This is a genomic window from Streptomyces olivochromogenes (assembly GCF_001514115.1).
Lineage (GTDB): Bacteria > Actinomycetota > Actinomycetes > Streptomycetales > Streptomycetaceae > Streptomyces > Streptomyces olivochromogenes.
This window is the reverse complement of record NZ_KQ948473.1, coordinates 77,589-99,276: the sequence shown is the minus strand read 5'-3', so window position 1 is coordinate 99,276 and position 21,688 is coordinate 77,589. Positions and strand designations below refer to the sequence as shown.

Annotated in this window: 19 protein-coding genes and 1 tRNA gene; 8 read left to right on the top strand and 12 right to left on the bottom strand. The window is 72.5% G+C overall.

Annotation, left to right across the window (positions count from 1 at the left end; genetic code table 11):
• Positions 1-71: 71 nt before the first annotated feature.
• Positions 72-566 (top strand): DUF3830 family protein, encoded by a 495-nt coding sequence (locus AQJ27_RS41415; protein WP_067381000.1) that lies wholly within the window; start codon positions 72-74, stop codon positions 564-566.
• Between the two features lie 49 nt (positions 567-615).
• Here the strand turns inward: AQJ27_RS41415 and AQJ27_RS41410 are convergent, their stop codons facing one another.
• Positions 616-2,019 carry an amidase gene (locus tag AQJ27_RS41410; RefSeq protein WP_067380998.1) on the bottom strand — a complete coding sequence of 468 codons (1,404 nt, stop codon included), beginning with the start codon at positions 2,017-2,019 and terminating at the stop codon, positions 616-618.
• A gap of 20 nt (positions 2,020-2,039) precedes the next feature.
• Positions 2,040-2,963 carry a D-2-hydroxyacid dehydrogenase gene (locus AQJ27_RS41405; protein WP_067381144.1) on the bottom strand — a complete coding sequence of 308 codons (924 nt, stop codon included), beginning with the start codon at positions 2,961-2,963 and terminating at the stop codon, positions 2,040-2,042.
• Positions 2,964-3,365: 402 nt separating this feature from the next.
• On the opposite strand from AQJ27_RS41405, the gene AQJ27_RS41400 reads away from it, so the two are divergent.
• From AQJ27_RS41400 to AQJ27_RS41390, 3 genes are all read left to right on the top strand, one after another.
• Positions 3,366-4,148, top strand: a complete 783-nt coding sequence (locus AQJ27_RS41400) for a maleate cis-trans isomerase family protein (RefSeq protein WP_067381142.1) — start codon at positions 3,366-3,368, stop codon at positions 4,146-4,148.
• A complete protein-coding gene (locus tag AQJ27_RS41395) occupies positions 4,145-4,876 on the top strand; it encodes a maleate cis-trans isomerase family protein (protein WP_067380996.1) in 732 nt (243 codons plus the stop codon). Before AQJ27_RS41400 ends, AQJ27_RS41395 begins: the two co-directional genes overlap by 4 nt.
• A gap of 123 nt (positions 4,877-4,999) precedes the next feature.
• Entirely contained in the window at positions 5,000-6,094 is a 1,095-nt protein-coding gene (locus tag AQJ27_RS41390) for an LLM class flavin-dependent oxidoreductase (RefSeq protein WP_067380993.1), read from the top strand.
• Positions 6,095-6,163: 69 nt separating this feature from the next.
• Here the strand turns inward: AQJ27_RS41390 and AQJ27_RS41385 are convergent, their stop codons facing one another.
• Complete coding sequence (locus AQJ27_RS41385) at positions 6,164-8,257, bottom strand: EAL domain-containing protein (RefSeq protein ID WP_425275261.1); 2,094 nt, start codon at positions 8,255-8,257, stop codon at positions 6,164-6,166.
• Positions 8,258-8,841: 584 nt separating this feature from the next.
• Here AQJ27_RS41385 and AQJ27_RS41380 point away from each other — a divergent pair.
• The gene (locus AQJ27_RS41380) at positions 8,842-10,377 is read left to right on the top strand and encodes a M6 family metalloprotease domain-containing protein (protein WP_235613795.1); all 1,536 of its coding nucleotides are present in this window, start codon (positions 8,842-8,844) and stop codon (positions 10,375-10,377) included.
• 69 nt (positions 10,378-10,446) lie between these two features.
• Here the strand turns inward: AQJ27_RS41380 and AQJ27_RS41375 are convergent.
• The 7 genes from AQJ27_RS41375 to AQJ27_RS41345 all read right to left on the bottom strand — a co-directional run bounded on the left by AQJ27_RS41375 (position 10,447) and on the right by AQJ27_RS41345 (position 16,979).
• A tRNA-Lys gene (locus AQJ27_RS41375) sits at positions 10,447-10,520 on the bottom strand.
• Entirely contained in the window at positions 10,511-11,146 is a 636-nt protein-coding gene (locus tag AQJ27_RS41370; protein WP_067380991.1) for a bifunctional DNA primase/polymerase, read from the bottom strand. Before AQJ27_RS41370 ends, AQJ27_RS41375 begins: the two co-directional genes overlap by 10 nt.
• A gap of 198 nt (positions 11,147-11,344) precedes the next feature.
• Complete coding sequence (locus AQJ27_RS41365) at positions 11,345-11,728, bottom strand: hypothetical protein (RefSeq protein WP_054232844.1); 384 nt, start codon at positions 11,726-11,728, stop codon at positions 11,345-11,347.
• Positions 11,729-11,889: 161 nt separating this feature from the next.
• Positions 11,890-13,224 carry an AAA domain-containing protein gene (locus tag AQJ27_RS41360; RefSeq protein WP_067380988.1) on the bottom strand — a complete coding sequence of 445 codons (1,335 nt, stop codon included), beginning with the start codon at positions 13,222-13,224 and terminating at the stop codon, positions 11,890-11,892.
• Positions 13,221-14,825 carry a hypothetical protein gene (locus AQJ27_RS41355; protein WP_067380985.1) on the bottom strand — a complete coding sequence of 535 codons (1,605 nt, stop codon included), beginning with the start codon at positions 14,823-14,825 and terminating at the stop codon, positions 13,221-13,223. The genes AQJ27_RS41360 and AQJ27_RS41355 overlap by 4 nt, the downstream gene beginning before the upstream one ends.
• The gene (locus AQJ27_RS41350; protein ID WP_067380982.1) at positions 14,816-16,030 is read right to left on the bottom strand and encodes a hypothetical protein; all 1,215 of its coding nucleotides are present in this window, start codon (positions 16,028-16,030) and stop codon (positions 14,816-14,818) included. The genes AQJ27_RS41355 and AQJ27_RS41350 overlap by 10 nt, the downstream gene beginning before the upstream one ends.
• A complete protein-coding gene (locus AQJ27_RS41345; RefSeq protein WP_079065645.1) occupies positions 15,981-16,979 on the bottom strand; it encodes a phosphatase PAP2 family protein in 999 nt (332 codons plus the stop codon). The genes AQJ27_RS41350 and AQJ27_RS41345 overlap by 50 nt, the downstream gene beginning before the upstream one ends.
• Before the next feature lie 262 nt (positions 16,980-17,241).
• Between AQJ27_RS41345 and AQJ27_RS41340 the strand changes: the two genes are divergently transcribed.
• On the top strand, positions 17,242-17,838 hold the full coding sequence (locus AQJ27_RS41340; RefSeq protein WP_067380979.1) for a histidine phosphatase family protein: 597 nt from the start codon (positions 17,242-17,244) through the stop codon (positions 17,836-17,838).
• Between the two features lie 20 nt (positions 17,839-17,858).
• Here AQJ27_RS41340 and AQJ27_RS41335 read toward each other — a convergent pair whose 3' ends face one another.
• The gene (locus AQJ27_RS41335; protein WP_067380977.1) at positions 17,859-19,307 is read right to left on the bottom strand and encodes an NsdA family TPR-like regulatory protein; all 1,449 of its coding nucleotides are present in this window, start codon (positions 19,305-19,307) and stop codon (positions 17,859-17,861) included.
• A 300-nt stretch (positions 19,308-19,607) separates the two neighbouring features.
• On the opposite strand from AQJ27_RS41335, the gene AQJ27_RS41330 reads away from it, so the two are divergent.
• On the top strand, positions 19,608-20,039 hold the full coding sequence (locus AQJ27_RS41330; protein ID WP_235613791.1) for a hypothetical protein: 432 nt from the start codon (positions 19,608-19,610) through the stop codon (positions 20,037-20,039).
• Positions 20,040-20,113: 74 nt separating this feature from the next.
• Entirely contained in the window at positions 20,114-21,031 is a 918-nt protein-coding gene (locus tag AQJ27_RS41325; protein ID WP_067380974.1) for a spermidine synthase, read from the top strand.
• A 106-nt stretch (positions 21,032-21,137) separates the two neighbouring features.
• Here the strand turns inward: AQJ27_RS41325 and AQJ27_RS59275 are convergent, their stop codons facing one another.
• Entirely contained in the window at positions 21,138-21,665 is a 528-nt protein-coding gene (locus tag AQJ27_RS59275) for a hypothetical protein (protein WP_079065644.1), read from the bottom strand.
• Between the last annotated feature and the right edge of the window lie 23 nt (positions 21,666-21,688).

The window sequence follows — 21,688 nt, the reverse complement described above, 5'->3', positions numbered from 1 at the left end:
GATCGATTTCGGCCCCGTGCGACGTCGAGTGATGCCGAGGCGCCCTTGACTCCGGGGAGACCATGGAATGCATGGCTGATCGATTCATCGAGGTCTCGCTGGTCAAGCGCGGAATCCACTGCACCGCGAAACTGCTCGACGACCGGGCGCCGGTCACCTGTGCGGCGGTGTGGGACGCGCTTCCCCTGGGCGGCGACGTCTACCACGCGAAGTACGCACGCAATGAGATCTACGCCCTTTTCCCGCCTTTCGCGAAATCGGAGCCACCGCTGGAAAATCCGACAGTCACCCCCATTCCCGGAGACCTCTGTTATTTCGCCTTCGCGGGCACGGAACTGGGTACGAAGGCCTACGGCTACGACACCGACGTACGCCCCGGCACCACGGTCGTCGACCTCGCCCTCTTCTACGAACGCAACAACCTGCTGCTCAACGGGGACGTGGGCTGGGTCCCGGGCATCGTCTGGGGCCAGGTGACCGAGGGCCTGGAGGCGATGGCCGAGGCCTGCAACGACCTCTGGCGCTCGGGCGCCCAGGGGGAGACGCTCACCTTCCGTAGGGCGTAGGGCTCGTGGGGCACATGCGGCATGTGGGGCGTGGGGTGCCGGGCCGTCGCTAGAACCCCGGCGGCGGAGCCACCCCCGCGGTGCCCGTCTCGTAGAGGGCGTGTGCCGTGCGCAGGACGAGGTCGTCGCGGTGGCGGGCGGCGACGATCTGCAGGCCGACCGGGAGGCCGTCGCCGTCCGTGCCGACCGGGACGCTCGCGGCGGGCTGCTGGGTCATGTTGAAGGGGTACGTGAACGGGGTCCACCCCGTCCAGCGGCGGTGCCCGGAGCCCGGCGGCACCTCCACCCCCGCCGCGAAGGCCATCAGCGGCAGGGTCGGCGTCACCAGCACGTCGTACGACTCGTGGAAGCGCCCCATCCGCCGCCCGAGTTCCATCCGGACGTCCACCGCGGCCAGGTAGTCCAGCGCGCTGAACCGGGCGCCCCGCGCGCAGATCTCCCGCAGCCCCGGGTCCAGCGACTCCCGCTGCCGCGGCCCGAGCCGCTGGGCCACCCGGGCCGCACCGGCGAACCACAGGACGTGGAAGGCCTCCACCGGGTCGGTGAGATCGGGGTCGGCCTCGGTGACGTACGCGCCGAGCCCCGCGAGCCGCTCCACCGCCCGCCGTACCGCCGCCGCGACGGCCGGCCGGACCGCGACCTGCCCGCCGAAGGACGGCGAGTACGCGACCCGCAGCCCGCGCACCCCACCCCCAAGGGCCTCGACGAAGGACCCGTCCACCGGCCCGAGCGCCGACCAGTCACGGGCGTCCGGCCCGCTGAGCACGTCCATCATCAGCGCCGCGTCGGCCGCGTCCCGTGTCATCGGCCCCACGTGCGAGAGCGTCCCGAACGCGCTCGCGGGGTACAGCGGCACCCTCCCGTACGTCGGCTTCAGACCGAAGATCCCGCAGAACGCGGCCGGGATGCGCACACTGCCGCCCCCGTCCGTGCCCAGCGCCAGCGGCCCCGCCCCGAGCGCGACGGCCGCCGCGCTGCCGCCGCTCGAGCCGCCCGCCGTGCGCGTGACGTCGTAGGGATTGCGGGTGACCCCCGACAGCGGCGAATCCGTGACGCCCTTCCAGCCGAACTCGGGTGTCGTCGTCCTCCCGAGGAACACCGCCCCGTGCTCGCGCAGCCGGGCGACGGACGGCGCGTCCTCGTCCCAACTGCCCTCGGGATCAACGGTCCTGGAGCCGCGCAGGGTCGGTCCGCCGCGCAGCAGCAGGATGTCCTTGACGCAGACCGGTACCCCGTCCAGCAGTCCGGCGGGCTTACCCCGCCGCCAGCGGTCCGCGGACTCGGTCGCCCCCTCGAGAGCCGCGTCCGTCTCGAGACGGACGAACGCGTTCACGGCCGGCTGGATCTCCTCGGCCCTGCGCAACGCCGCCCGTGTGGCGTCCACGGGGCTGAACTCGCCCTTGCGGTAGCCGTCGAGGAGTTGTACCGCGGTCAGCTCGACGAGTTCCGGCATCGGCCCCTCCAGAGGGAGTCTCAGTGTCCCGGTACGTATCCGCGCTTCTTGTCGACCACGTTCGGCAGCGGTCTGCCCGCCTCCCAGCGCTCGTACATCTCCACGAACTGCGCCCCGAGTTCGTCCCGCCAGCCGACCGTGTCCCCGCTCATGTGCGGCGACACGATCAGCCCGGGGACACCCCACAGCGGGCTGTCCGGGCCGAGCGGCTCGTCCTGGAAGACATCGAGGGCCGCGCCCGCGATCCACCGCTTCGACAGCGCCTCGGCGAGCGCCTCCTCGACGACCAACTGCCCCCGGCCGACGTTGATGAAGCGTGCCGAGGGCTGCATCATCCCGAAGCGCCGCGCGTCGAACATGCCGTACGTGGCCTCGGTGAGCGGCGCCGCCGACACCACCCAGTCGGCGCGCGCCATCAGCCGGTCGAGCTCCTCGGGCCCGTGGATACCGGTGCGCGCGGTACGCCCCACCAGGGCCGTCGTCACCTCGAGCGCCTTGAGCGTCTTGACGATCGTCCGCCCGATCGGCCCGGAACCGACCACACACGCGCGTGTGCCCGCCACCCGCTGCGACTCGCGGTGCCGCCACTCCCGCTGCCGCTGCAGGTCCCACGTCCTCGGCAGGTCCTTGGCCATCGCGAGGACCAGCGCGGCGACGTACTCGGCGATCGGCCGGTCGAAGATCCCGCGCGCGTTGGTCACCACCGTGTCGGACGCGGCGAGTTCGGGACACATGAGGTGGTCGACGCCCGCGCTCGCCGTGTGCACCCAGCGCGGCCGGGGACCCTCGCCGGGCCAGGCGCGGCGCACCGCGTGCGACGTGAAGTCCCAGACGAGCAGCACGTCCGCGCGCGGCAGTCGCTCGGCCAGCGTCGACTCGTCGGCGTGCTCGATCCGCACCCGGCCGGTGAGTCTGCCGAGGCGGGGGAGCGGCTCGGCGTCCAGGACGAGGAGGGTGGTGCGGGATCCGGCGCCGGACCCGGAGGCCGGGGCCGACGCGGATACGGGGCGGGGCGGGCGAGGGAAACCGTTTCGCAATGCGAGTCCGCTTTCCTGAGAGTTCCGAGGAGTCCTGAGAGTCCTGAGAGTCCTGAGAGTCCTGAGAGTCCTGAGAGTCCTGAGAGTTCCGGAGGGTCCCGAGGGGTCCCGAGGGGTTCCGAAGGGTCCCGAAGGGTTTCGGAGGCTTCCTGAGTTCCTGAGAAGACGAACCTGCGGGGTGGGCGGGGGCGGCCGGAGCCGTCTGAGATGCGCGGATTGACCACGCTCGCACCCGAACCTACCTTCGTCAACACGGACGCACGCACGGTCCGTTGCCCCTTCGTCTCCCTTCGCGAGGCCGGTGCTGCCATGGACGTCTCCTTTCTCGGCGGTCCCCGTCCCCAGCGCGGGATCGGTGTCGTCGCCCCCTTCGACTTCGCCCTCGACCGCGAGCTGTGGCGCTGGGTCCCCGACGACGTCTCCCTGCATCTGACCCGCACCCCGTTCGTGCCGGTCGAGGTGAGCCTGGACCTGGCCCGCCTGGTCTCCGAGCACGAGACGCTCGGCGACGCGGTCCGCGCGCTGAACGCGGTCGCGCCCGAGGTCGTGGCGTACGCGTGCACCTCCGGCAGTTTCGTGGGCGGGGTCGCGGGCGAGCGGGCGATGTGCGAGGCGATGACACGGGCGGGGGAGGTGCGCTCGCTGACCACCTCCGGCGCACTGCTGGAGGCGCTCACCGAGCTGGCCGCCCACCGCATCGCTCTCGTCACCCCCTACACGGTCTCGGTGACCCAGTCCCTTGAGGAGTACCTCGCCGAGGCGGGCGTCCATGTCACCGGGCGCGCCTTCATGGGTCTGACCAGGCACATCTGGAAAGTTCCGTACCGTGATGTGGTCGACATGGCCCGCCGCGCGGTGCGGGGCGAAGGGGCCGACGCCCTCTTCGTCAGCTGCACCAACCTGCCGACGTACGACGTCATCCCCCAGCTGGAGGCGGAACTGCGCATACCGGTGATCTCGGCCAACCAGGTGACGATGTGGGCGGCACTGCGTCACCTGGGTACCCGGGCGGTGGGCCCCTATCAGCGGCTGATCGATCAGTCCGCCCGCGGGGGACCCGTACTGCCGGAAGAACAGGAAGGTTGGGCATGACCGCACTCGGATTCCTCTACCCGGGCCACTCGGCCGAGGACGACTACCCGCGCATCGAACAGCTCCTGGGCAGCGACGTCCGCCTCCAGCTGGTCCACACGGACATCGGGGAGGACGCCCACCGGATCGACGCGCTGCGCGAGATGGGCTCGGCGGCCCGGCTCTCGGCGGGCGTCGAGGAGCTGCGGCTGTCCGGCGCGGAGGCCGTGGTCTGGGCGTGCACCAGCGGCAGCTTCGTGTACGGCTGGGAGGGCGCCCACGAGCAGGTACGCGCCCTGGCCCGGGCGGCCGGGCTGCCCGCCTCCTCCACGTCCTTCGCGTTCGCGCACGCCGCTCGGGAGGTCGGGGCCCGGAGGGTCGCGATCGCGGCGACCTATCCGCAGGACGTGGCGGACCTCTTCGCCGCGTTCCTTCGGGAGGCGGGGGTGGAGGTCGTGTCGACCAGGGCCTCCGGGATCATCACGGCGGCGGAGGTCGGGACCTGGGGTGAGACGGAGATCCTCGAGCTCGCCCGGGCCGGCGACCACCCCGACGCGGACGCCGTCCTGCTGCCCGACACGGCCCTCCACACGGCGGCGCACCTTTCGGCCCTGGAGAAGGACCTCTCCAAGCCGGTCCTCACCGCCAACCAGGTCACGGTCTGGGAGGCCCTGCGCCTCGCCGACCGCAAGGTGAACGCCCCCACCCTCGGCACCCTCTTCACAAAGGAGCCCATCATCCAGGTGTGACGCCTCCCGGGGGCGGAGCCCCTGGGGACGGGATGGGCCCGGGCGCGGCGGGGGGAATAAGCGGGGACTGTCTCCTGTTGGCGTCGTGAGGACAGCAACACGTACGCAACAGGAGGCACCCCGGTGGACGACACGGACGAGATCCGAGGCACCGCGCGAGGCACCGCGCCCGTACCCCTCTCCGTACTGGACCTGGTCACCGTGGGCGCAGGCCGCACAGCGACCGACGCCCTGCGCACCAGCGTCGCCATCTCCCGCCTCGCGGAGTCCCGCGGCTTCCACCGCTACTGGGTCGCCGAACACCACTCCATGCCGGGCGTGGCCTCCTCCTCGCCCGCGGTGATCCTCGCCCACCTCGCCGCCCACACGACCCGCATCCGTTTGGGCTCGGGCGGCGTCATGCTCCCGAACCACGCCCCCCTGGTGATCGCGGAGCAGTTCGGCACGCTGGAAGCCATGGCCCCGGGCCGAGTGGACCTGGGCCTGGGCCGAGCCCCCGGCACGGACGGCGCGACGGCCGCCGCCCTCCGCCGCACCGAGCGCCTCCACGAGGGCGCCGACGACTTCCCCGAGCAGCTCGCGGAGCTGACCCGCTTCCTGGACGACGACTTCCCGGCCGGTCACCCCTACGCCCGCATCCACGCGGTCCCGGGCCCCGTCCAGTCGACCTCCCCGGGCGGCGTACAGTCCCCGCACCGCCCCCCGATCTGGCTCCTCGGCTCCTCCGGTTTCAGCGCCCGGCTGGCCGGCGTCCTCGGCCTCCCCTTCGCCTTCGCGCACCATTTCTCGGCCCAGAACACGATCCCGGCGCTGGACCTCTACCGCGAGTCCTTCCGGCCGAGCGCCGTACTGGACGCCCCCTACGCCCTGATCGGCGTCTCCGCCCTCGCCACGGACGACGAGAAGGAGGCCCGCCGCCAGGTCAGGGCCGCGGCCCTGAACATGGTCCGGCTGCGCACCGGCCGCCCGGGTCTCGTCCCGACCCCCGAGGAGGCGGAGGCGTACGACTTCAGCCCGATGGAACGTGAGTTCGTCGACTCCTGGAACGCCAACGTCATCCACGGCACCGCGGACGAGGTCCGCGCCGGCCTCGACGACCTCCAGAAGCGCACCGGCGCCGACGAGCTGATGCTCACGGGCAACGCCCACGGCGGCGACGTACGCCTGCGCTCGTACGAACTGATCGCGGACGCGTACGGGCTGCCGAACGCGGACTAGCGCCCGTTCGCGGTCACGAACTCGCCGTAACGAACTCGCCGTCAGGAGCTCGCGGTCAGGAGTTCGCGGTCAGGAGTTCGCGGTCAACAAGGCGGAGATACGATCCGGCGCCACCGGGCGGGAGTACAGCCAGCCCTGCCCGGTGTCGCAGCCGATCCCGCGCAGCCGGGTGGCTTGGGAGGCGGTCTCCACGCACTCGGCGGTGACCGTCAGGCCGAGCCGGTGGGCGAGTTGGATGAGGGCCTCGACGATGACCTCGTCCGCGGGGTTGGGATGGGAGCCGCCGGCACCGCCGTCGGGCCCCTCGTACTGGAAGCCGCGCACGAAGGAGCCGTCGAGCTTCAGGACGGAGACCGGTAGGCGGCTGAGGTAGGCGAGGTTGGAGTACCCGGTGCCGAAGTCGTCGATGGCGATGCGGACGCCCATGTCGCTGAGGGCCTGAAGGGCCTGGAGGGGCCGCCCGGCCGAACCCATCACCGCCGACTCCGTCAGTTCCAACTGGAGCAGATGCGGGGCGAGACCCGTCTCCGCGAGAATCTCCGCCACGTCCGCGACCAGGTCGGAGTCCCACACCTGCCGTACGGCGACGTTGACGCTGACGAAGATCGGCACCGCGTCGGGATGGTCCAGCTGCCAACGGCGGGCCTGGCGGCAGGCCGTGGCCAGTACCCAACGGCCGAGCTGCACGATCGAACCGTCTTCCTCGGCCAATCCGATGAACCGATTCGGCGTCAGCGTGCCGAACTGCGGATGGTTCCAGCGGACCAGCGCCTCGACCCCGCGCACCCCGCCGTCCTCCATGCCCACCAACGGCTGGTACTCCAGGGCGAATTCGTTCCGGTCGATCGCCGCCCGGAGGGTGGAGGAGAGCGCCTGACGGGTCATCCGGTGGGCGTTGCGCTCGGGGTCGAACAGCGTCCAGCGGCCCTTGCCGTCCGCCTTCGCCCAGTACAACGTGGTGTCCGCGGCCTGCATCAGATGGGTCGCGCTCGTCCCGGCGGCGCGCCGCTCGACGACCCCGATCGACGCCGAGACCGACAGCCGCTGCCCGGAGAGGTCGAAGGGCGCCTGCAGTGACTTGAGGACGGACTCGGCGAGGTCGGCCAACTGGTCCGTCCCCGTCGAGTCCTCGACCAGCAGCGCGAACTCGTCGCCGCCCAGCCGGGCGACCAGGGGAGTGGCCCCCCGGGCGTAACCCGCCTCGTCGGCGCAGCGCGTCAGCCGTTCGGCGACGGCAGCGAGCAGCCGGTCGCCGACCCGGTGGCCGAGCGTGTCGTTGACCGCCTTGAACCCGTCCAGGTCCAGATAGCAGAGCCCGATCCGGCCGGTGCCGCCCTCCTCGTACGCCTCCGCCTCCAGGGCGGACGAGAGCCGCTCGAAGAACAGCGTGCGGTTGGGCAGCCGGGTCACCGGGTCGTGCATCTGCAAGTGCCGCAGCCGCGCCTGGAGTTCACGGCGGGCGCTGATGTCCGCGATGGACAGCAGGACCGCCTCCTCCTGCGCGGGCAGCGGAGCGACCGTCACCTGCACCCAGAGCGAGTGCCCGTCGGGGTGCTTGAGTCGGCGGGTGCAGCGCAGCCGGGCCTGCCGGCCACGCAGCACCTCGCGGTACGCGTGCCAGGTACGGGCGTCGGAGGCCAGATCCACCAGATCGGCCGCGATCCGCCCCACGAGCGCGGCCGATCCGGCGCCGAGCAGCGCGCCGAGCGACTCGTTGGCGATGACGACCAGACCCTCGCGGTCGACCACGGCCATCGGAAGGGGCGCGGCGCCGAAGGCGGCACGGAACGCACCGGGAGATGCCGAGGTCCCGGCGGACGGGATGGCGGACGGGGTATCGGACGGGACGAACGACGCATCGGGGACGGACTCGGAAACGCCGGGCATGGACTCGGGCGTGTCGGGGATGGACGCGGGCGTGTCGAGGGGGGACTCAGGCGCGTCGAGGGTGCCGAGAGGTGTTTCCGCCGGGGCGTACGTGCCGGGAGAGGACCCGGCGCAAGGGGATGCGCCGGGGGGTGAAACGGCGGAGACGGATGCGCTGGGAGGCACCCCGGCGTACGTACGAGGAGACGTACGCGGAGATGTGTCGATGTGACGCTCTGTGACGGCCGACCGGATGAGATCTGCCGTGGGCGTCGGCCCTTCGGACGTTCCGCTCACCGCTCGCTCCCGCAGTGCACTCGTTCTTCGTATGGGTCTCTCGGGTGGTCGGCCGGTGCTGGACGGCCGAACAAGCCGTGTCCGTGCAGGAAAGTGTGCCGATCATAGAGGCTGGTTCCGGAGCCTTCCAGCCATAGTCCAGTGTCCCGGAACAACCACCGGTTCTGACAGATCGTTTCTGCCTGCATCTGGACCGGTTCCTGTGCCTGGCGATCGCATGTGACGTTCCGTGAGTGTTCGGGGTGTCGTTCGGGGTTTCGGCTGGTCATGGCCCCTCACTCTTCTGGTGCAGACAAACAGGGCAAAGTGTCACGAAGTAACCCAGGCTGGGTGCGGTGTCCCGAAAACCGCATCCGGAGGTCGACGTGCCGCGTCAGCGCCCCCCGAGGAGTCTCGCCCGAGAGGCCCGGCGGCGTCGAACCCGTGGCGTTTCGCGGGTTCCTGACGTCCTGACGGTTTTCGGCGTGCCGTGGGTCCTCGCTCGTCCGGGCGTGCCACGGGCCTTCGCTCGTCCGGATGCGCTGCGGGCCTTCGTCCGTCAGGGTGCGCCGCGCTGGCGCAGCACCGCGGCCGTGTTCACCTCCATGACGGCGCTGGCCGCGACCTCCCTGATCACGGGCCCCGCCCTCGCCGAACCCCTCTTCTCCCCCTGCGCCCTGAGGCGCTCCGAGGCCCACCACTCGGAGGGCCTGGACACCTGGAACGCCGACTATCCGCGCCCCATCCGCCCCCTCGACGCGGTGCTCGTCTATCTGTCCTTCCCGGACTCCCGGCCCCGCACCACGCCCGCCGAACTGGCCGCCGACTACTTCCCGGCCACCAGCCAGTTCTTCGAGCGCGCCTCGTACGGCAGGTTCACGCTGCGCCCGCATCCGCAGCGCGACTGGATCCGGATGCCGCACGCGTCCACCTCGTACGCCATAAAGCGGGACTGGAACGCCGCGCGGCGCGGCGCCTATCTGCGTGACGCGGTCGCCGCGGCCGACCGGCGGGTCGACTTCTCCCGCTACGACATCGTCTATTTCGTGGCCGACCCGGACGCGCCGGGCGTCGACTCCGACGCGACGAAGGTCGTCAACCTCGACACCCCCATCGAGGCTGACGGCAAGGACCTCCGCCGCGTCGTCACGGTCTTCGAGAAGCACCCGCCGGACCGCCTCGTCCTCGCCCACGAGACGGGGCACGTCTTCGACCTGCCCGACCTCTACCATCGCCCCACCGACGGCAAGGGCGACTGGGACACCTATGTCGGCGACTGGGACCTCATGGGCAGCCAGTTCGGCCTTGCCCCCGATCTGTTCGGCTGGCACAAGTGGAAACTGGGCTGGCTGGAAACACGCCAGGTGGCCTGTCTGCGGGAGCACGGGACCACGAGACTGACGTTGGAGCCGCTGGGGTCGGGTCCGGTGACGGGCGGCGTGGGGACGGCGGCGTCGGGAGCGCCGGTCTCCGTCGCGAGCACCGCCGCCCAGGCCGGTCCGGCACCGGCTCTCGGCTCCGGGGGGCCGACCTCGGACTCGGAGGGCTCCGCCTCGGCGTCCGGGGGGTCGGTTCCCGGTCCCGGGACGCCTGGCTCGGGCTCCGTCTCCGGGAAGTCCGCCCCGGGCTCCCGGGCGCGGGCCTCGGCCCTGCCTGCCCCGTCCCTGCCTGCCCCGTCCGTGCCTGCCCCGTCCCTGCCTGCCCCGTCCCTGCCTGCCTCGGCCCTGTCGGCCTCGGCCCCGTCCCTGTCGGTCTCAGGGGCGGTCCTGCCCACCTCGGCCCCAGGGGCGCGCATCTTCGGTTCCGGTCGCGGTACGAAGTTGGCGGTCGTCCGTACGGGGCCCGACAGCGCGCTGGCCTTCGAGGCGCGCACCTCGACGGGCAACGACGGCGCCACCTGCACCCAGGGTGTCCTGATCTACCGCATCCGCAGCGAGGCCGACTCCGGCGGCGGCCCGGTCGAGGTCGTCGACGCCCACCCGCACTCCGAGTCCTGCTGGGGCGAATCGGTCTACCCGCCCCTGGCGGACGCGCCGGTCGGACTCGGGGAGAGTTTCACGGTCCCCGGCGAGAAGGTGCGTGTCGAGGTCGAGGACCGGACGGCGTCCGGGGCGTGGACGGTGAAGATCACGACAGGCTGAGCCCCTCGCCCACGCGGAGCCGGACACGCAAGAAGCCCCTCGCTTTCGCGAGGGGCTTCTCACCGTCTGTGCGCCGCCAGGGACTCGAACCCCGGACCCGCTGATTAAGAGTCAGCTGCTCTAACCAACTGAGCTAGCGGCGCCTGCTGACGTCGTAGACCTTAGCATCCTGATCGGCGGGAGGAAAAATCGATATCCGCACCGCGGCGGAGGCGGCCGTGCGGGCCGCCCGGACGGCCGCCCACACCAGGATCTCGGGCCCCGGAAGCCACGGATGCCGGGTGTCGGGGGCCACCAGCCAGCGGGATGCGAGGTGGGCGACGGGGCTCAGGGCGGGCACGGTCACCGCGTCGCCGACCCCGTGGCAGAGCAGCGGAGGAATGGCGTCGACGCGCCCGGATCCCCCCGACTCGCCCGCCCCCCACTCCTCCCACTCCAGGAGCGACGGCAGGCGCTGTGCGGTGCCCGGTGCGCTGAACAGCAGCGTCCGCCCGCGGTGCACGGCCACCGGGCCCGAGCCCGGCCCCTCGTCCCACAGCTGGTCGAGCATCCGCCGGCCGAAGATCGCGGGCACGTTGACGATGTCGAAGGCGGTGCCGCAGGGCAGGACGACCGGGGCGGTCGGGCGTTCCTCCCAGAGGGTGAGGGTGCTGCGCGGATACGTTCCTGCCGAGGCGAGCCAGGCGGCTCCGTCCGGGGTGACGCCGCTGACGTCGAACCGGTCGGGCAACGGGGCGGCGGAGCTTGCCGGATTCCGTGTGCTGCTCATGGCTATGAGATCTACCGTCGGTAAGCACCCGCCCCCCGAGAGTTGCGAGAACCCGGGACAGAACGCCGGGGGAGGAGTACCTTGCCCTCGCGGCATATGCCAGGCCTGGCCTTTAGACCTTCAGGGGCGCGGCGAACTGCGCGACCGGCCCGGGCGGCGGGGGCGGGCGAGCCCCGCGACTACACCGAAACGGCCGACTCACGCATGGTCGCCCACCCCGTGCCCAAGCCCCCGTCCGTCCCCTTCGGCCCCCCGCAACAGATCCCGGCCGAACTCGATCATCTTCTTCGCGTAGTCCTCGGTCCACTCGGCCCGCTCCGCGATCGAAGCCGGCGTCAGCCGATCGAAGCGCCGAGGATCGGCCAGCTGCGCGGCGGCGATCGCCTGGAACTCGAGCGCCCGATCGGCCGCGGCGCGAAACGCGAGCGTCAGCTCCGTGGCCCGCGCCAGCAGCGCCCGAGGGTCGTCGATCGACTCGAGATCGAAGAAGTGCTCCGGATCACCGGCCGCCTCCGCGGGCTCGAAGAGCAGGGGCGCGGGGCGTAGCCGCGGTTCGTTCCGACGCGGCGTGGGCTCCGCCATGTCTTCTCCTCCTCGTACGGTTCAGGGGCCCGCTTCGTGGGTGGGCCAACGTCCATTCTCCCCCGTCCGCGCAAGTAGGCCCGTGTGAGCGGACCCGCACAACCGTGCCAGCCGGACCCACGGCCTGCACCCATGGATCCGCTGTGGATCCATGGGTGGATCTACGGTCGCCACAGCACCCGATGCTCCGCCAAATGCGACAGCACCGCGTGATTGGCCTCCCAGCCGTCCGGAAACTTCACCGTGACCCCCAGCTGCACCGGCTCCGTCGACGGATGGTCGTCCAGCAGCTCCGTCACCCCCGCCCGGCACACCACGATGCACGCGTGCCGATGCCGCGAGGCGAGGACGCACAGCCGCCCCGTCTCCAGGTGGAACGCGGTCGCGTCGGGTCGCCCGGACAGCGGATGCAGCACCACGGTGACGTCGAACTCCCGCCCCTGAAGCCGATTCGCCGTGTCGACGGTGACGTCCGCGACCCCGAGGTCGGCGAGCGCCGCCCGTACGGCCGCCGCCTGGTCCCGGTGCGCCGTGCCGACGGCGATCCGGTCGGCGGTCAGCGCCGCCGGTTCGTCCGCCCGCTCCGAGGTGGCCGCCCCGCCCCGGTCCAGCAGTCGTCGTACGACCTGGGCCACCGCCCGTACCGCCTCCGGGTCCGTACGCGGCGTGTGCCGGGCCGGCAGCTCCAGCAGCCCCCAACCCGCCTCCGCCGCCTCGTCGATGACCCGGTCGGGACCCGAACCGTCCGACGCCACAGCGAACTTCAGCCGCCGGTCACCATGGCCGGTGCCGCTGCGGAACGGCGTGTACGGGTAGAACGCGTCCGAGACGAGCGGCGCCGCGGAGGCCGGCAGCCGCCAGGACACCGGGAGGCGGTGCTGCGGCAGTTCGGGGTTGTGGGCCAGCAGTGTCGTCACCGCGGACGCCGACGGGTCGTACGACAGCCCCGCCCACTGCTCCGAGCCGACGATCGCGAACGGGTCCAACTGCCCGGGGTCGCCCACGAACAGTGCCCGCTCGAAGAGCCCCGCCACGGCCAGCAGCGCGTCCGACCGCATCTGGTAGGCCTCGTCGACGATCGCGTGCCGCCACGGCTCGACCCCCTTGACGTGGGCCCACTTGGCGGCGGTCGAGATGACCACGTCCAGGCCGGCCAGATCGCCGGCCTTGGTCGACTTGCGTACGTTCGGCAGGTCGTCCAGAGCCTTGTCGTAAGGGTCGGGATCGCTGCTGTGCAAGCGTCCCACCGGCAGCTCCCCGTTCTTCTCGGCGAGTCGCAGCACCAGGTCGTCGACCTGGGCGTTGGTCTGCGCGATGACCATCAACGGGCGGCCCGCTGAGGCGAGTTCGAGCGCCGCGCGGACGACGAGGGTGGATTTCCCGGCACCCGGGGGCGAGTCGACCACGATGCCGCGGTGCGTGCCGTGCAGGGTGTCGTCCAGGATCGCGTCGGTGGCGCGGCCGGCCGCGGCTGCGGGATCGAAGGCCGTGGTCACAGCATGTCCTCCTCGGTCACCGGGTCCGGCTGCGGTACCGCGTCGGGCTCGCCCGGCGGTCCGCCGTGCGTCCACGGGGTCTCCTCCGGGTCGGGGAGCTTCGCGCCGCCCCGCTGCTCGTGCTCGAAGAGCGTGAAGCAGAGGAGGTCCCCCTTCTCCGGCACGGACCCGGTCTCGGGTTCCTTGCCGCGCCCCATCTTGTCGACGATCCGCAGGACCACAAGACCGTCGCCCTCCGACGACTCCTCGTACCCGACGAACTCGGCCGCCTGCGGCTTCCCGCCCAGCGACCGGTACACCTTCGTCCGCTCCCCGAGGTGCGGCCGGTCGTCCGTGCGTACGGTCACCAGGGGACGGGGGCTCGGCCGCTTGCTCTCGCTGTACGCCATGACGACGTCCGTGACCTCACCCGCGAAGGCCTCCCCGACCAGCCGCCGCCCGGCCATGACCAGCGGATCGTCGAGGGCTTCCTGCGCGTCCAGGCGGGCCTGTTCGCGCTCGCGTGTGGCCAGCTTGTTCGCCGCGGTGACCGCGTCGTCACGGCGTGGCTGCGGGGGCTCGCCCGCGGTGATCCGGTCGCGGTGGCCGGTGAACGACCAGCGGTCGCGGGTCCACCGGTCGGCCGCGTGGGTGCCCTCGGGGAGCGTCCGCAGCAGGTCGAGGCCGCGCCACACCGCGTCCCAGGTGGGCCGGGTGACCTGCTCGACGAGAGCGCGGATCTCCCGCTCGGCGGCGGTGAGTTCACCGAGCCGGTCGTCCGCCTGCAAGCCGTCCTCGGCGGCGGCGAGGGCGGTCCGCGCGCGGTCGTAGCGCTCGATGGCGGGAGCGAGCAGTTTGTTGTCGAAGGCGGGGTCGGTGGCCGGTCCCGCGGGCGGGCACACGAGCTGTCCCCGGGCATCGCGCCGCAACTCGGCCCGCAGCGCGGCCGCCGCGCCCGACGCACCCTCCGGGGGGTCGATCCAGGCGAGCAGCGCCCCCAGGTGCTGGTCCTCCAGACTGCTCTGGCCGGTCGCCCAGTGCCGCGACAGTACATCGGTGAGGGCGAGCAGCAGGGCGGAGCCGGGCACCCGGGCCCGCTCCCCGAAGTGCGTCAGCCACCGGCCGAGCAACGGCACCCGGGGCGGCGCCGGATGGGGTGCCTCCGGCTCCTGCTCCGCGGTGCGCCGAAACCGGGTGGAGCGGCCGAGGAGTCGTACGAACTCCACGCCCGCGCGGCTCGGCAGGATCAGCTGGGGGGCGTCCGCGCACAGTTCGACCTCGACCTTGACGCGCTTGCCGGTCTCGGGATCGGTCTCGCTGCGCTCGGCCGCCTCGACGGCGTCGGCGTAGGTGTCCACGTACGGCAGTACGACATCGGCCAGCTCCGCGAGGAACGCGAACCGCAGGTCGCGGTCCCGGGGTTGCGGCACGAACAGCAGGCGGGGCGCGTCCCGGTCCGTGCCCACCAGCGCCCCGAGCGGGGCCCCGGCCTCACCTGCGGTGGTCAGCGGTACGAACACCAGGGGCCGCTCGGTGAGATGCCGGTGCCGCACGGTGGCGAGGGGCTGGGCCCGCCCGCTCTCGACGGCCTCCAGCCGGGCAAGGGTGGCGATCAGCGACAAGGGGCCACCTCCGGGAGGACTTCGCCGGCCGGCTGCTGCCGGCCGGCGGGAGGCGTCGCGCGCCCCCGCAGGGCCTCCGACCGCAGCGCCGCCGCCCTGCGCAGGGCCACGACCGCCGGGTCGTCGGGGTCCCCGGCCGCGCCGTGGGCCGCCGCCAGGACCTCGCCGATCGTCGTCAGCCCGCCCAGCTCGGAGCGGAGCGACCGGCCCAGGGCCGTCACCACGCCTTCGGCGCGGGAGCGGTCGCGGCAGTGGAAGGCGAGCTCGCAGGCGGCCAGGCACTCGGGGGCGTAGGTCGCGGGGACGGACTCGACGGCGGTCGTCAGGTCGGCGGCCGGGAGGTCGGGGGAGAAGCAGGTGCCCTCGGGGAGGGCGTCCGCGATGTCCTCGACGCGAGTGAGGCGGGCCAGCTGGCGGCGGGTGACCGCGCGCTGCTTGCGGATGTCGACGGCGGACGCGGTGGGCAGGTTGGAGAAGTCCTTGGGGCAGACCAGCAGGACCCGGTGGCGAACGTCGGGGGCGGTGCCGCCGTCCTGGGCGCCACGCCCCTGCGGCCCCGCGCCGAGGCGCGCGGCCACCTCCTCCAGGGCGAGCACGTAGACCGCGGACTGGCGGGCGGCGGCGCCCACCTTCGCCGGGTCCGCGGAGCCGTCCAGCATCGGGAAGGACTTGATCTCGACGACCGTCCAGCTTCCGTCGGGGTGGACGACTACGGCGTCCGGCTCCAGGAAGGCGGGGGAGCCCGCGACGTCGAGGGCGAGCATGGGGTGGTCGAGCAGGGTCCAGGCGGCGGCCGTGGTGGCCTCGCGCAGGGCGAGCGCCGTACGGGCCGCGCGCCCCTCGGGGCCGACCGCGCTCAGGTCCGGGACGACACCGGCCGCGGGCGGCTCGGCGCCCGGGTCCAGCTTCTCGTGCACCAGCCGCAGCAGCTCCGCGCCGCCGTCGGCCTTGACCCGCGCCTCGAACGCGTTCCCCCGCATGAAGGCGAACTGGGACTGGCCGAAGGCGGACGGCGAGCCCAGCGCGTCCGCCAGCTTCGCCTTGTCGACGCCCGCGCCGTCCAACAGGGCGCGTCGATCACACCCTGGGTTCGCGGCGAGCGCCGCGAGGGCCCGCGCGTCCAGCGCCTTGGGCGGTACGGCGGAACCGCGCAGCTCAGCGAGCTGCTGCCGCAGCACCTTCCCCGGCATCCTTGGGGGAGGCACCCGGCTCGGCTTCGTGCCCGGTTCGGGACTCGCGCTGTCGGGGAATTCGCTCACCCGTGGAAGTCTGGCATCCGCCACTGACAATTGAGGAACGTGCGTCGCGCGAGGCGCCCGCGGCCCACGGGATGCGGGCACTGAACAGCTCCCGCACACGGTCCGCGAGCCGCATCACGTACGGGGCCAGCAGCAGCCCGATCCCCATCACCGCGGCGCCGGCCGCCGCGTCGAGGAAGTAGTGGTTGGCGGTGCCCATCACGACGATCGTGGTCAGCAGCGGATAGGCGATGCCCGCGAGCCGGACGACGGGTGTGCGGCCGTAGCGCCACAGCATCACTCCGCACCACAGCGACCAGCCCACGTGCAGGCTGGGCATCGCCGCGTACTGGTTGGTCATGCCGCCGAGGCCGCGCGGTGCGCTCGCCTCGCCGCCCCACCAGCCGTACGAGCTGTACTGGGCCATCGTGTCGACGAAGCCGTGGCCCGCGGAGAGCAGCCGGGGCGGGCAGGTCGGCAGCAGCGTGAAGCCGATCAGCCCGATCAGCGTGGATGTCATCAGCCAGGTGCGGGCGGCGCGGTAGCGCACGGCCCGGGAGCGGAAGAGCCAGATCAGGATCGCGGGCGTCACCAGGTAGTGCAGCGAGGCGTACCAGAAGTCGGCGGGGACGCCGAGCCAGGCCTCGCGGGTGAACAACCGGTTCAGCGGGTGCTCGGCGTTGAGGTGGAGGGCCTTCTCGATGCGCAGGATCTCCAGGCCGTGACCGACGGCGTCGTCGGTGTCGCCCCGGGCGAGCAGCCGGCCCGCCGAGTACGACCCGTACACCATCACGAGCAGTGGCAGCTCGGTCCACCAGCGCAGCCGGGTGTGCGATGCGGCGGTGCGCAGTTCGGTCCACCGGCTGAGCCGGGCGCGTGGTGCCGCCTCGGTTCGCCGTGCATCGGTCTGCGGCATCCGATCGCCCTCCCCATCTGCTTGCGTGACCTGTGGTTGTTGCTTACGTGACCAGCCGATTGCGCCCCGGTGACAGGGCCATCCGATTTTACGGTGTATGTGAACGGCTTAAGGAGGCGCCCCCCTGGTCGTCAAAGACGCGGAGATCGCCCGCCGGGTTGCCCGGCGCGGGGGTGAGACATGATGGAATGACCCATCTCTCAGGTCCGCGTCTCCTCCTCGTCCCGTACGTTCTTCACGCGAACCGGAAAGGCTTCTCTTCATGGCACCGCGCATCCTGCTGGCCCGGCACGGTCAGACGGAGTGGTCACTGTCCGGCAAGCACACCGGCAGGACCGACATCCCGCTCCTGGAAGAGGGCCGACGCGGCGCCAAGGTGCTGGGGGAGCGACTGCACCGGGCGCCCTTCGACGGGCTCTCGGGGGTCGAGGTGCGCACCAGTCCGCTGGCACGCGCACGTGAGACGTGCGAACTGGCCGGCTTCGGCGAGCGTGCCACCACCTGGGACACGCTCATGGAGTGGGACTACGGCGCGTACGAGGGCATGACCCCGGCCGAGATCCAGGCCGTGCGCCCGGGCTGGTTCATCTGGCGCGACGGCGTCCCCGAGGGGGAGACCCTGGAGCAGGTCACCGCGCGCGCGGACGAGGTCGTCGCCTGGGCCCGCGCGGAGGACCGGGATGTGCTGGTCTTCGCGCACGGGCACATCCTGCGCTCGATCGGCGCCCGCTGGCTCGGCCTCCCGCTCGACTTCGCGGCCCGTATCCGCCTCAACCCGACCTCGCTGTCGGTGCTCGGCTGGGCCTACGGAGAGCCCGCGATCGAGGCGTGGAACGACTGCGGGCACCTGACCCCGTAAGCGCCGACCGGCGGCCGGGATCACACGATGCGCGGCAGACTCGCGTGGCGCTCGAGGAACGCCGACACACCCGACGCCCGGCGGTGCGGCAGCAGTACGCGCGCGGTGCCCGCCAGCATGGTCTGGATGCGCGACGACTGGACCTCGCCCAGCAGGTCGAGGACGCGCAGACCCGCGAGGGCGGCCTCGTCGGGGCGGCCGCCGCGCGCGAGGTCGTCGGCGAGCTCGGCCGTGTAGAGGGCGATGTTGCGGGTGAAGTGCGGGTCCTGGAGGTGCGCGGCGCGCCGGGCGTGCCGGGCCGCGCGGGTCCAGTCGCCCAGCGTCGACCAGCACTGCGCCTCCAGACCCTCCAGTTCGGCCTCTCCGTAGAAGGTCATCCACTCGGGATCGGTCTCCGAGGGGCCGCGTTCGAAGAGCGTCTGCGCGCGGACGAGCGCCTGCTCGCACCCCGGGCGGTCGGCGAGTCCGGCCCAGCCGCCCGCCTCGCGCAGCGCGAGCAGCGAGAGCAGCCGCGGGGAGCCGAGCGGGCGTGCCGCGCGCTGCGCCGCCTGCGCCGCGCGCACCGCCTCGCGCGGGCGCCCCGCGTCGCGTGCCAGGAACGCCGTGTTGCAGAAGGCGTGCGCCTCCAGGGCCGGGTCGCCGGCCATCCGGGCGGTCGCCAGCGCCTCGGCGTAGTGCGAGCGCGCGTCCTCGAAGCGCCCGGAGTCGTGTGCCAACCAGCCCACCGAGATCGCCAGTTCGCCCGCCCCCGCGTACAGGCGGTCGGCGGTGGTCTGCCGGGTGGTGCCCGCGTCGAGCAGTTCGTAGGCCGTCCGCAGCGGCGCCGCGGCCCGCCGGTAGAGGCCGTCGGCCCCGTGTCGGTCGTCGAGCAGCCGGATCCGGCGCACGGCCTCTTCGAGGGCGCCCGCCTCGGACGTCCCCACCCGGTGGACACGACGGTCCGCGGCCGCGGCCGGAGCGCCGAAGGTGACCCCGAAGGGGCCCAGTGAGGCCGCCGCCACGGTGGCGGTGCCTCCAGTCATGAATGCGCGACGCTGCACGTCGCTCTCCTCGTGGTTCTCGTGCGTGTCGTAGGGGTCCTGCGTGTCATACGTCTCGTACGTCTCCTCCGTCTCACCGGTGGTGTGCGTCGGGCTCGTGGTGTGCGGAGGGGGCGCCTCGTCCGTGTCGCGCGCCCCTCGGCCGCGTACGGACGAGCGGGGCGAGAAGCCCAGGTCGGTCAGCGTGCGGCCGGGGAACATGTGCAAGAACACCCGTTCGTACGCGTAGTTGGGGCAGCGGATCTCGCCTGCCTCGACCCGCCCGATGTAGCGCGCGTCACAGCTGACCCGCTCCCCGATCTCGCGCGCGGCCCTCCGTACCGCCGCGGCGAACTCGCCCGGCGAGCGCTGTCCGCGCAGCCGCCGGAAGGCGAGATTCGGCCGTGGTGGCCGGGGGGACTGGGATGAGGTCACCGCTGACGACGCCATGGCCGGGCCCTCTCTTACGAACCGTCGAACCATGCCGGACTCAAGGTGAGTTGTCCGTGTTGCGGCGTGTGTCGCCTCGTCCCGGCGGAGCAAGAACGTACCTGCTGTGACGGCGTCGCCACGCTGGGTTTAGCTACAAAACGGATATCTCATCCACGATCTGCCATGAACTGCCATCCTTTGCGGCTGTGTTATGCCGTAGCCGTTGACGTTCTGACGCGTTGAACCCGGTGGACCGGGAGCGCACCCGAACTCCCGACCCACTCGTGCAGGAGGAGGGGTTCCGTGTTGGAGGCCGGGATGGAGAGCACCGAGTTTCGTACGCCGCTGACGACCGCCGAGCACAGGCCGGCCCCCGAGTGCGACGCCCCACCGGAGCCGGTCGCCGACTGCGACCTCGTGACCGTTCCGGCGCGCCAGGGGCTGGAGGCGGTCGACATCCTCCGCCGCGGGTCCTGTGACTCCGTCGGGCCCGTCCTGCTCGACGACGGCTGCGACACCCTCGGCTTCCTGGTGCCGCCCGGCACCGCGGACGCATGGGACATGCCGGGCAGCACCTGCACCCAGACCAACGGCCGCGGCCTCAGCCTGGTGGCACCCGAGCCCCCGGTCGAGGGCTCGGACTGGCTGCTGCCGCCCGGCGACGCGGACCTCGCGACCGACCCGACCGTGCTGCGGGCGGCGCTGGGCGAGGCGGCCCGGCTGATCGAGGCCGCGGACAACTGCCGCTGACACCAGAGACACCGGGCGGCGCCCCCACGGGTTGCCGCTGCGCCGACCTCCCTGTACGCCCTGATAATGGCAGGATGGGAAGGTCGAGGAACAAGCGGTCCGACGACGCGCAGGGCGCGGCGCGTGAGGCGTCGCGCGGTTCGCGCCGCGGGCAGACGTCCGCCGCCGCCGTCGTCGAGACGGTCGAGGGCGGCCTCGCCGAGCTGATACCCGACCGGGACCGCCCGCGTGCCTGGACCCTCCTCATCGACGGCGCCCCGCAGTCCCACGTCGATCTCGACGACCCGGCCCATCTGAGCTTCGAGTACCAGCGCCGCCTCGGTCACGTCATCGACCTCGTGGCCCCGCCCGGCAAGCCCGTGCACGCCGTCCACCTCGGCGGCGGCGCCCTCACCCTCGCCCGCTACACCGCCGCGACCCGCCCCCGCTCCACCCAGCAGGTCGTCGAACGCGACGGGGCCCTCGTCCAACTGGTCCGCCGCGAACTCCCCCTGGACCCGAACGCCCGTATCCGCGTGCGCTCCCTGGACGCCCGCGAAGGCCTCGCCAAGGTCCCCGACGGCTGGGCGGACCTGGTGATAGCGGACGTGTTCAGCGGCGCCCGTACCCCCGCACACCTCACCTCGGTCGAGTTCCTCACCGACGTCCGCAGAACCGTCAAACCCGGTGGCCTGTACGCCGCCAACCTCGCCGACGGCCCCCCGCTGGCCCACCTGCGCGGCCAGATCGCCACCGCCGCGACCGTCTTCCCCGAACTCGCCCTCATCGCCGACCCCACGGTCCTGCGCGGCAAACGCTTCGGCAACGCCGTCCTCGTGGCCTCCGGCCACCCCCTGCCCCTGGCCGAACTCACCCGCCGTGCCGCCTCGGACCCCCACCCGGCGAGACTCGAACACGGCAGACAACTCACCGACTTCACCGGGGGAGCGCTGCCGGTGCTGGACGCGGCGGCGGTGGCATCCCCGGCCCCGCCGGCTTCTGTGTTCCGGTGAGTATGACGCGCCCCAGAGGGGCGCGAGGCTGTGAACATATGCGGCTCCGCCGCGTGGGCGCGCCCAGCCACGAACCACCCGCACCCGACCCGCAAAGCCGGCGGAGCTAGTACGTGCCGATCTCCACCCGCGGCGGCCCGTCGTGCCACGTACAGAACACCGACACCCGGTCCGCCCCCGAAGTGAACTCCACCCGAATCCACGACTCCGTCTTCCACACCTGCATCGACCACCCCGAACCCGGCGTGGCCGAGACGAGCGTCGCGGAGGTCGTGCCGAGATCGAAGACGGCCCGCCCCCCGTCGGTGTCGTAACTCTTGACCTGCCCCACCGGTGCGGAGGCGCTCGGACTCGGGTCGGCGGAGGGCGATGTCGAGGGAACCGGCGTCGCGCTCGGCCGCGGACTCGCCGTCGTTTTCGAGGCGGAGGGGCTCGGGCTCGTCGACGGCCGACTCGTCGACGAGGCAAGCGCCTTGGCCTCCTGTGTCGCCGCCCCGCCCACCATGATGGGCAGCGCGCGCGGCGGATCGTAGGCCGTCCCCGTCATGACCGTGTGCACGCCCCACCACGACAGCGTGACCGCCGCGCCCGTGGCGAGCGACCAAGCCAGTACGTGTACGAATCCTCTGAGCATCGCCAGCCATACTGCCTCACGCG

Excerpts from the sequence above, each read along its gene's own strand:
- AQJ27_RS41415 (WP_067381000.1), top strand. The coding sequence starts at position 72 with ATGGCTGATCGATTCATCGAGGTCTCGCTGGTCAAGCGCGGAATCCAC.
- AQJ27_RS41410 (WP_067380998.1), bottom strand. The coding sequence starts at position 2,019 with ATGCCGGAACTCGTCGAGCTGACCGCGGTACAACTCCTCGACGGCTAC.
- AQJ27_RS41400 (WP_067381142.1), top strand. The coding sequence starts at position 3,366 with ATGGACGTCTCCTTTCTCGGCGGTCCCCGTCCCCAGCGCGGGATCGGT.
- AQJ27_RS41395 (WP_067380996.1), top strand. The coding sequence starts at position 4,145 with ATGACCGCACTCGGATTCCTCTACCCGGGCCACTCGGCCGAGGACGAC.
- AQJ27_RS41380 (WP_235613795.1), top strand. The coding sequence starts at position 8,842 with ATGACGGCGCTGGCCGCGACCTCCCTGATCACGGGCCCCGCCCTCGCC.
- AQJ27_RS41370 (WP_067380991.1), bottom strand. The coding sequence starts at position 11,146 with ATGAGCAGCACACGGAATCCGGCAAGCTCCGCCGCCCCGTTGCCCGAC.
- AQJ27_RS41365 (WP_054232844.1), bottom strand. The coding sequence starts at position 11,728 with ATGGCGGAGCCCACGCCGCGTCGGAACGAACCGCGGCTACGCCCCGCG.
- AQJ27_RS41345 (WP_079065645.1), bottom strand. The coding sequence starts at position 16,979 with ATGCCGCAGACCGATGCACGGCGAACCGAGGCGGCACCACGCGCCCGG.
- AQJ27_RS41340 (WP_067380979.1), top strand. The coding sequence starts at position 17,242 with ATGGCACCGCGCATCCTGCTGGCCCGGCACGGTCAGACGGAGTGGTCA.
- AQJ27_RS41335 (WP_067380977.1), bottom strand. The coding sequence starts at position 19,307 with ATGGCGTCGTCAGCGGTGACCTCATCCCAGTCCCCCCGGCCACCACGG.
- AQJ27_RS41330 (WP_235613791.1), top strand. The coding sequence starts at position 19,608 with ATGGAGAGCACCGAGTTTCGTACGCCGCTGACGACCGCCGAGCACAGG.
- AQJ27_RS41325 (WP_067380974.1), top strand. The coding sequence starts at position 20,114 with ATGGGAAGGTCGAGGAACAAGCGGTCCGACGACGCGCAGGGCGCGGCG.
- AQJ27_RS59275 (WP_079065644.1), bottom strand. The coding sequence starts at position 21,665 with ATGCTCAGAGGATTCGTACACGTACTGGCTTGGTCGCTCGCCACGGGC.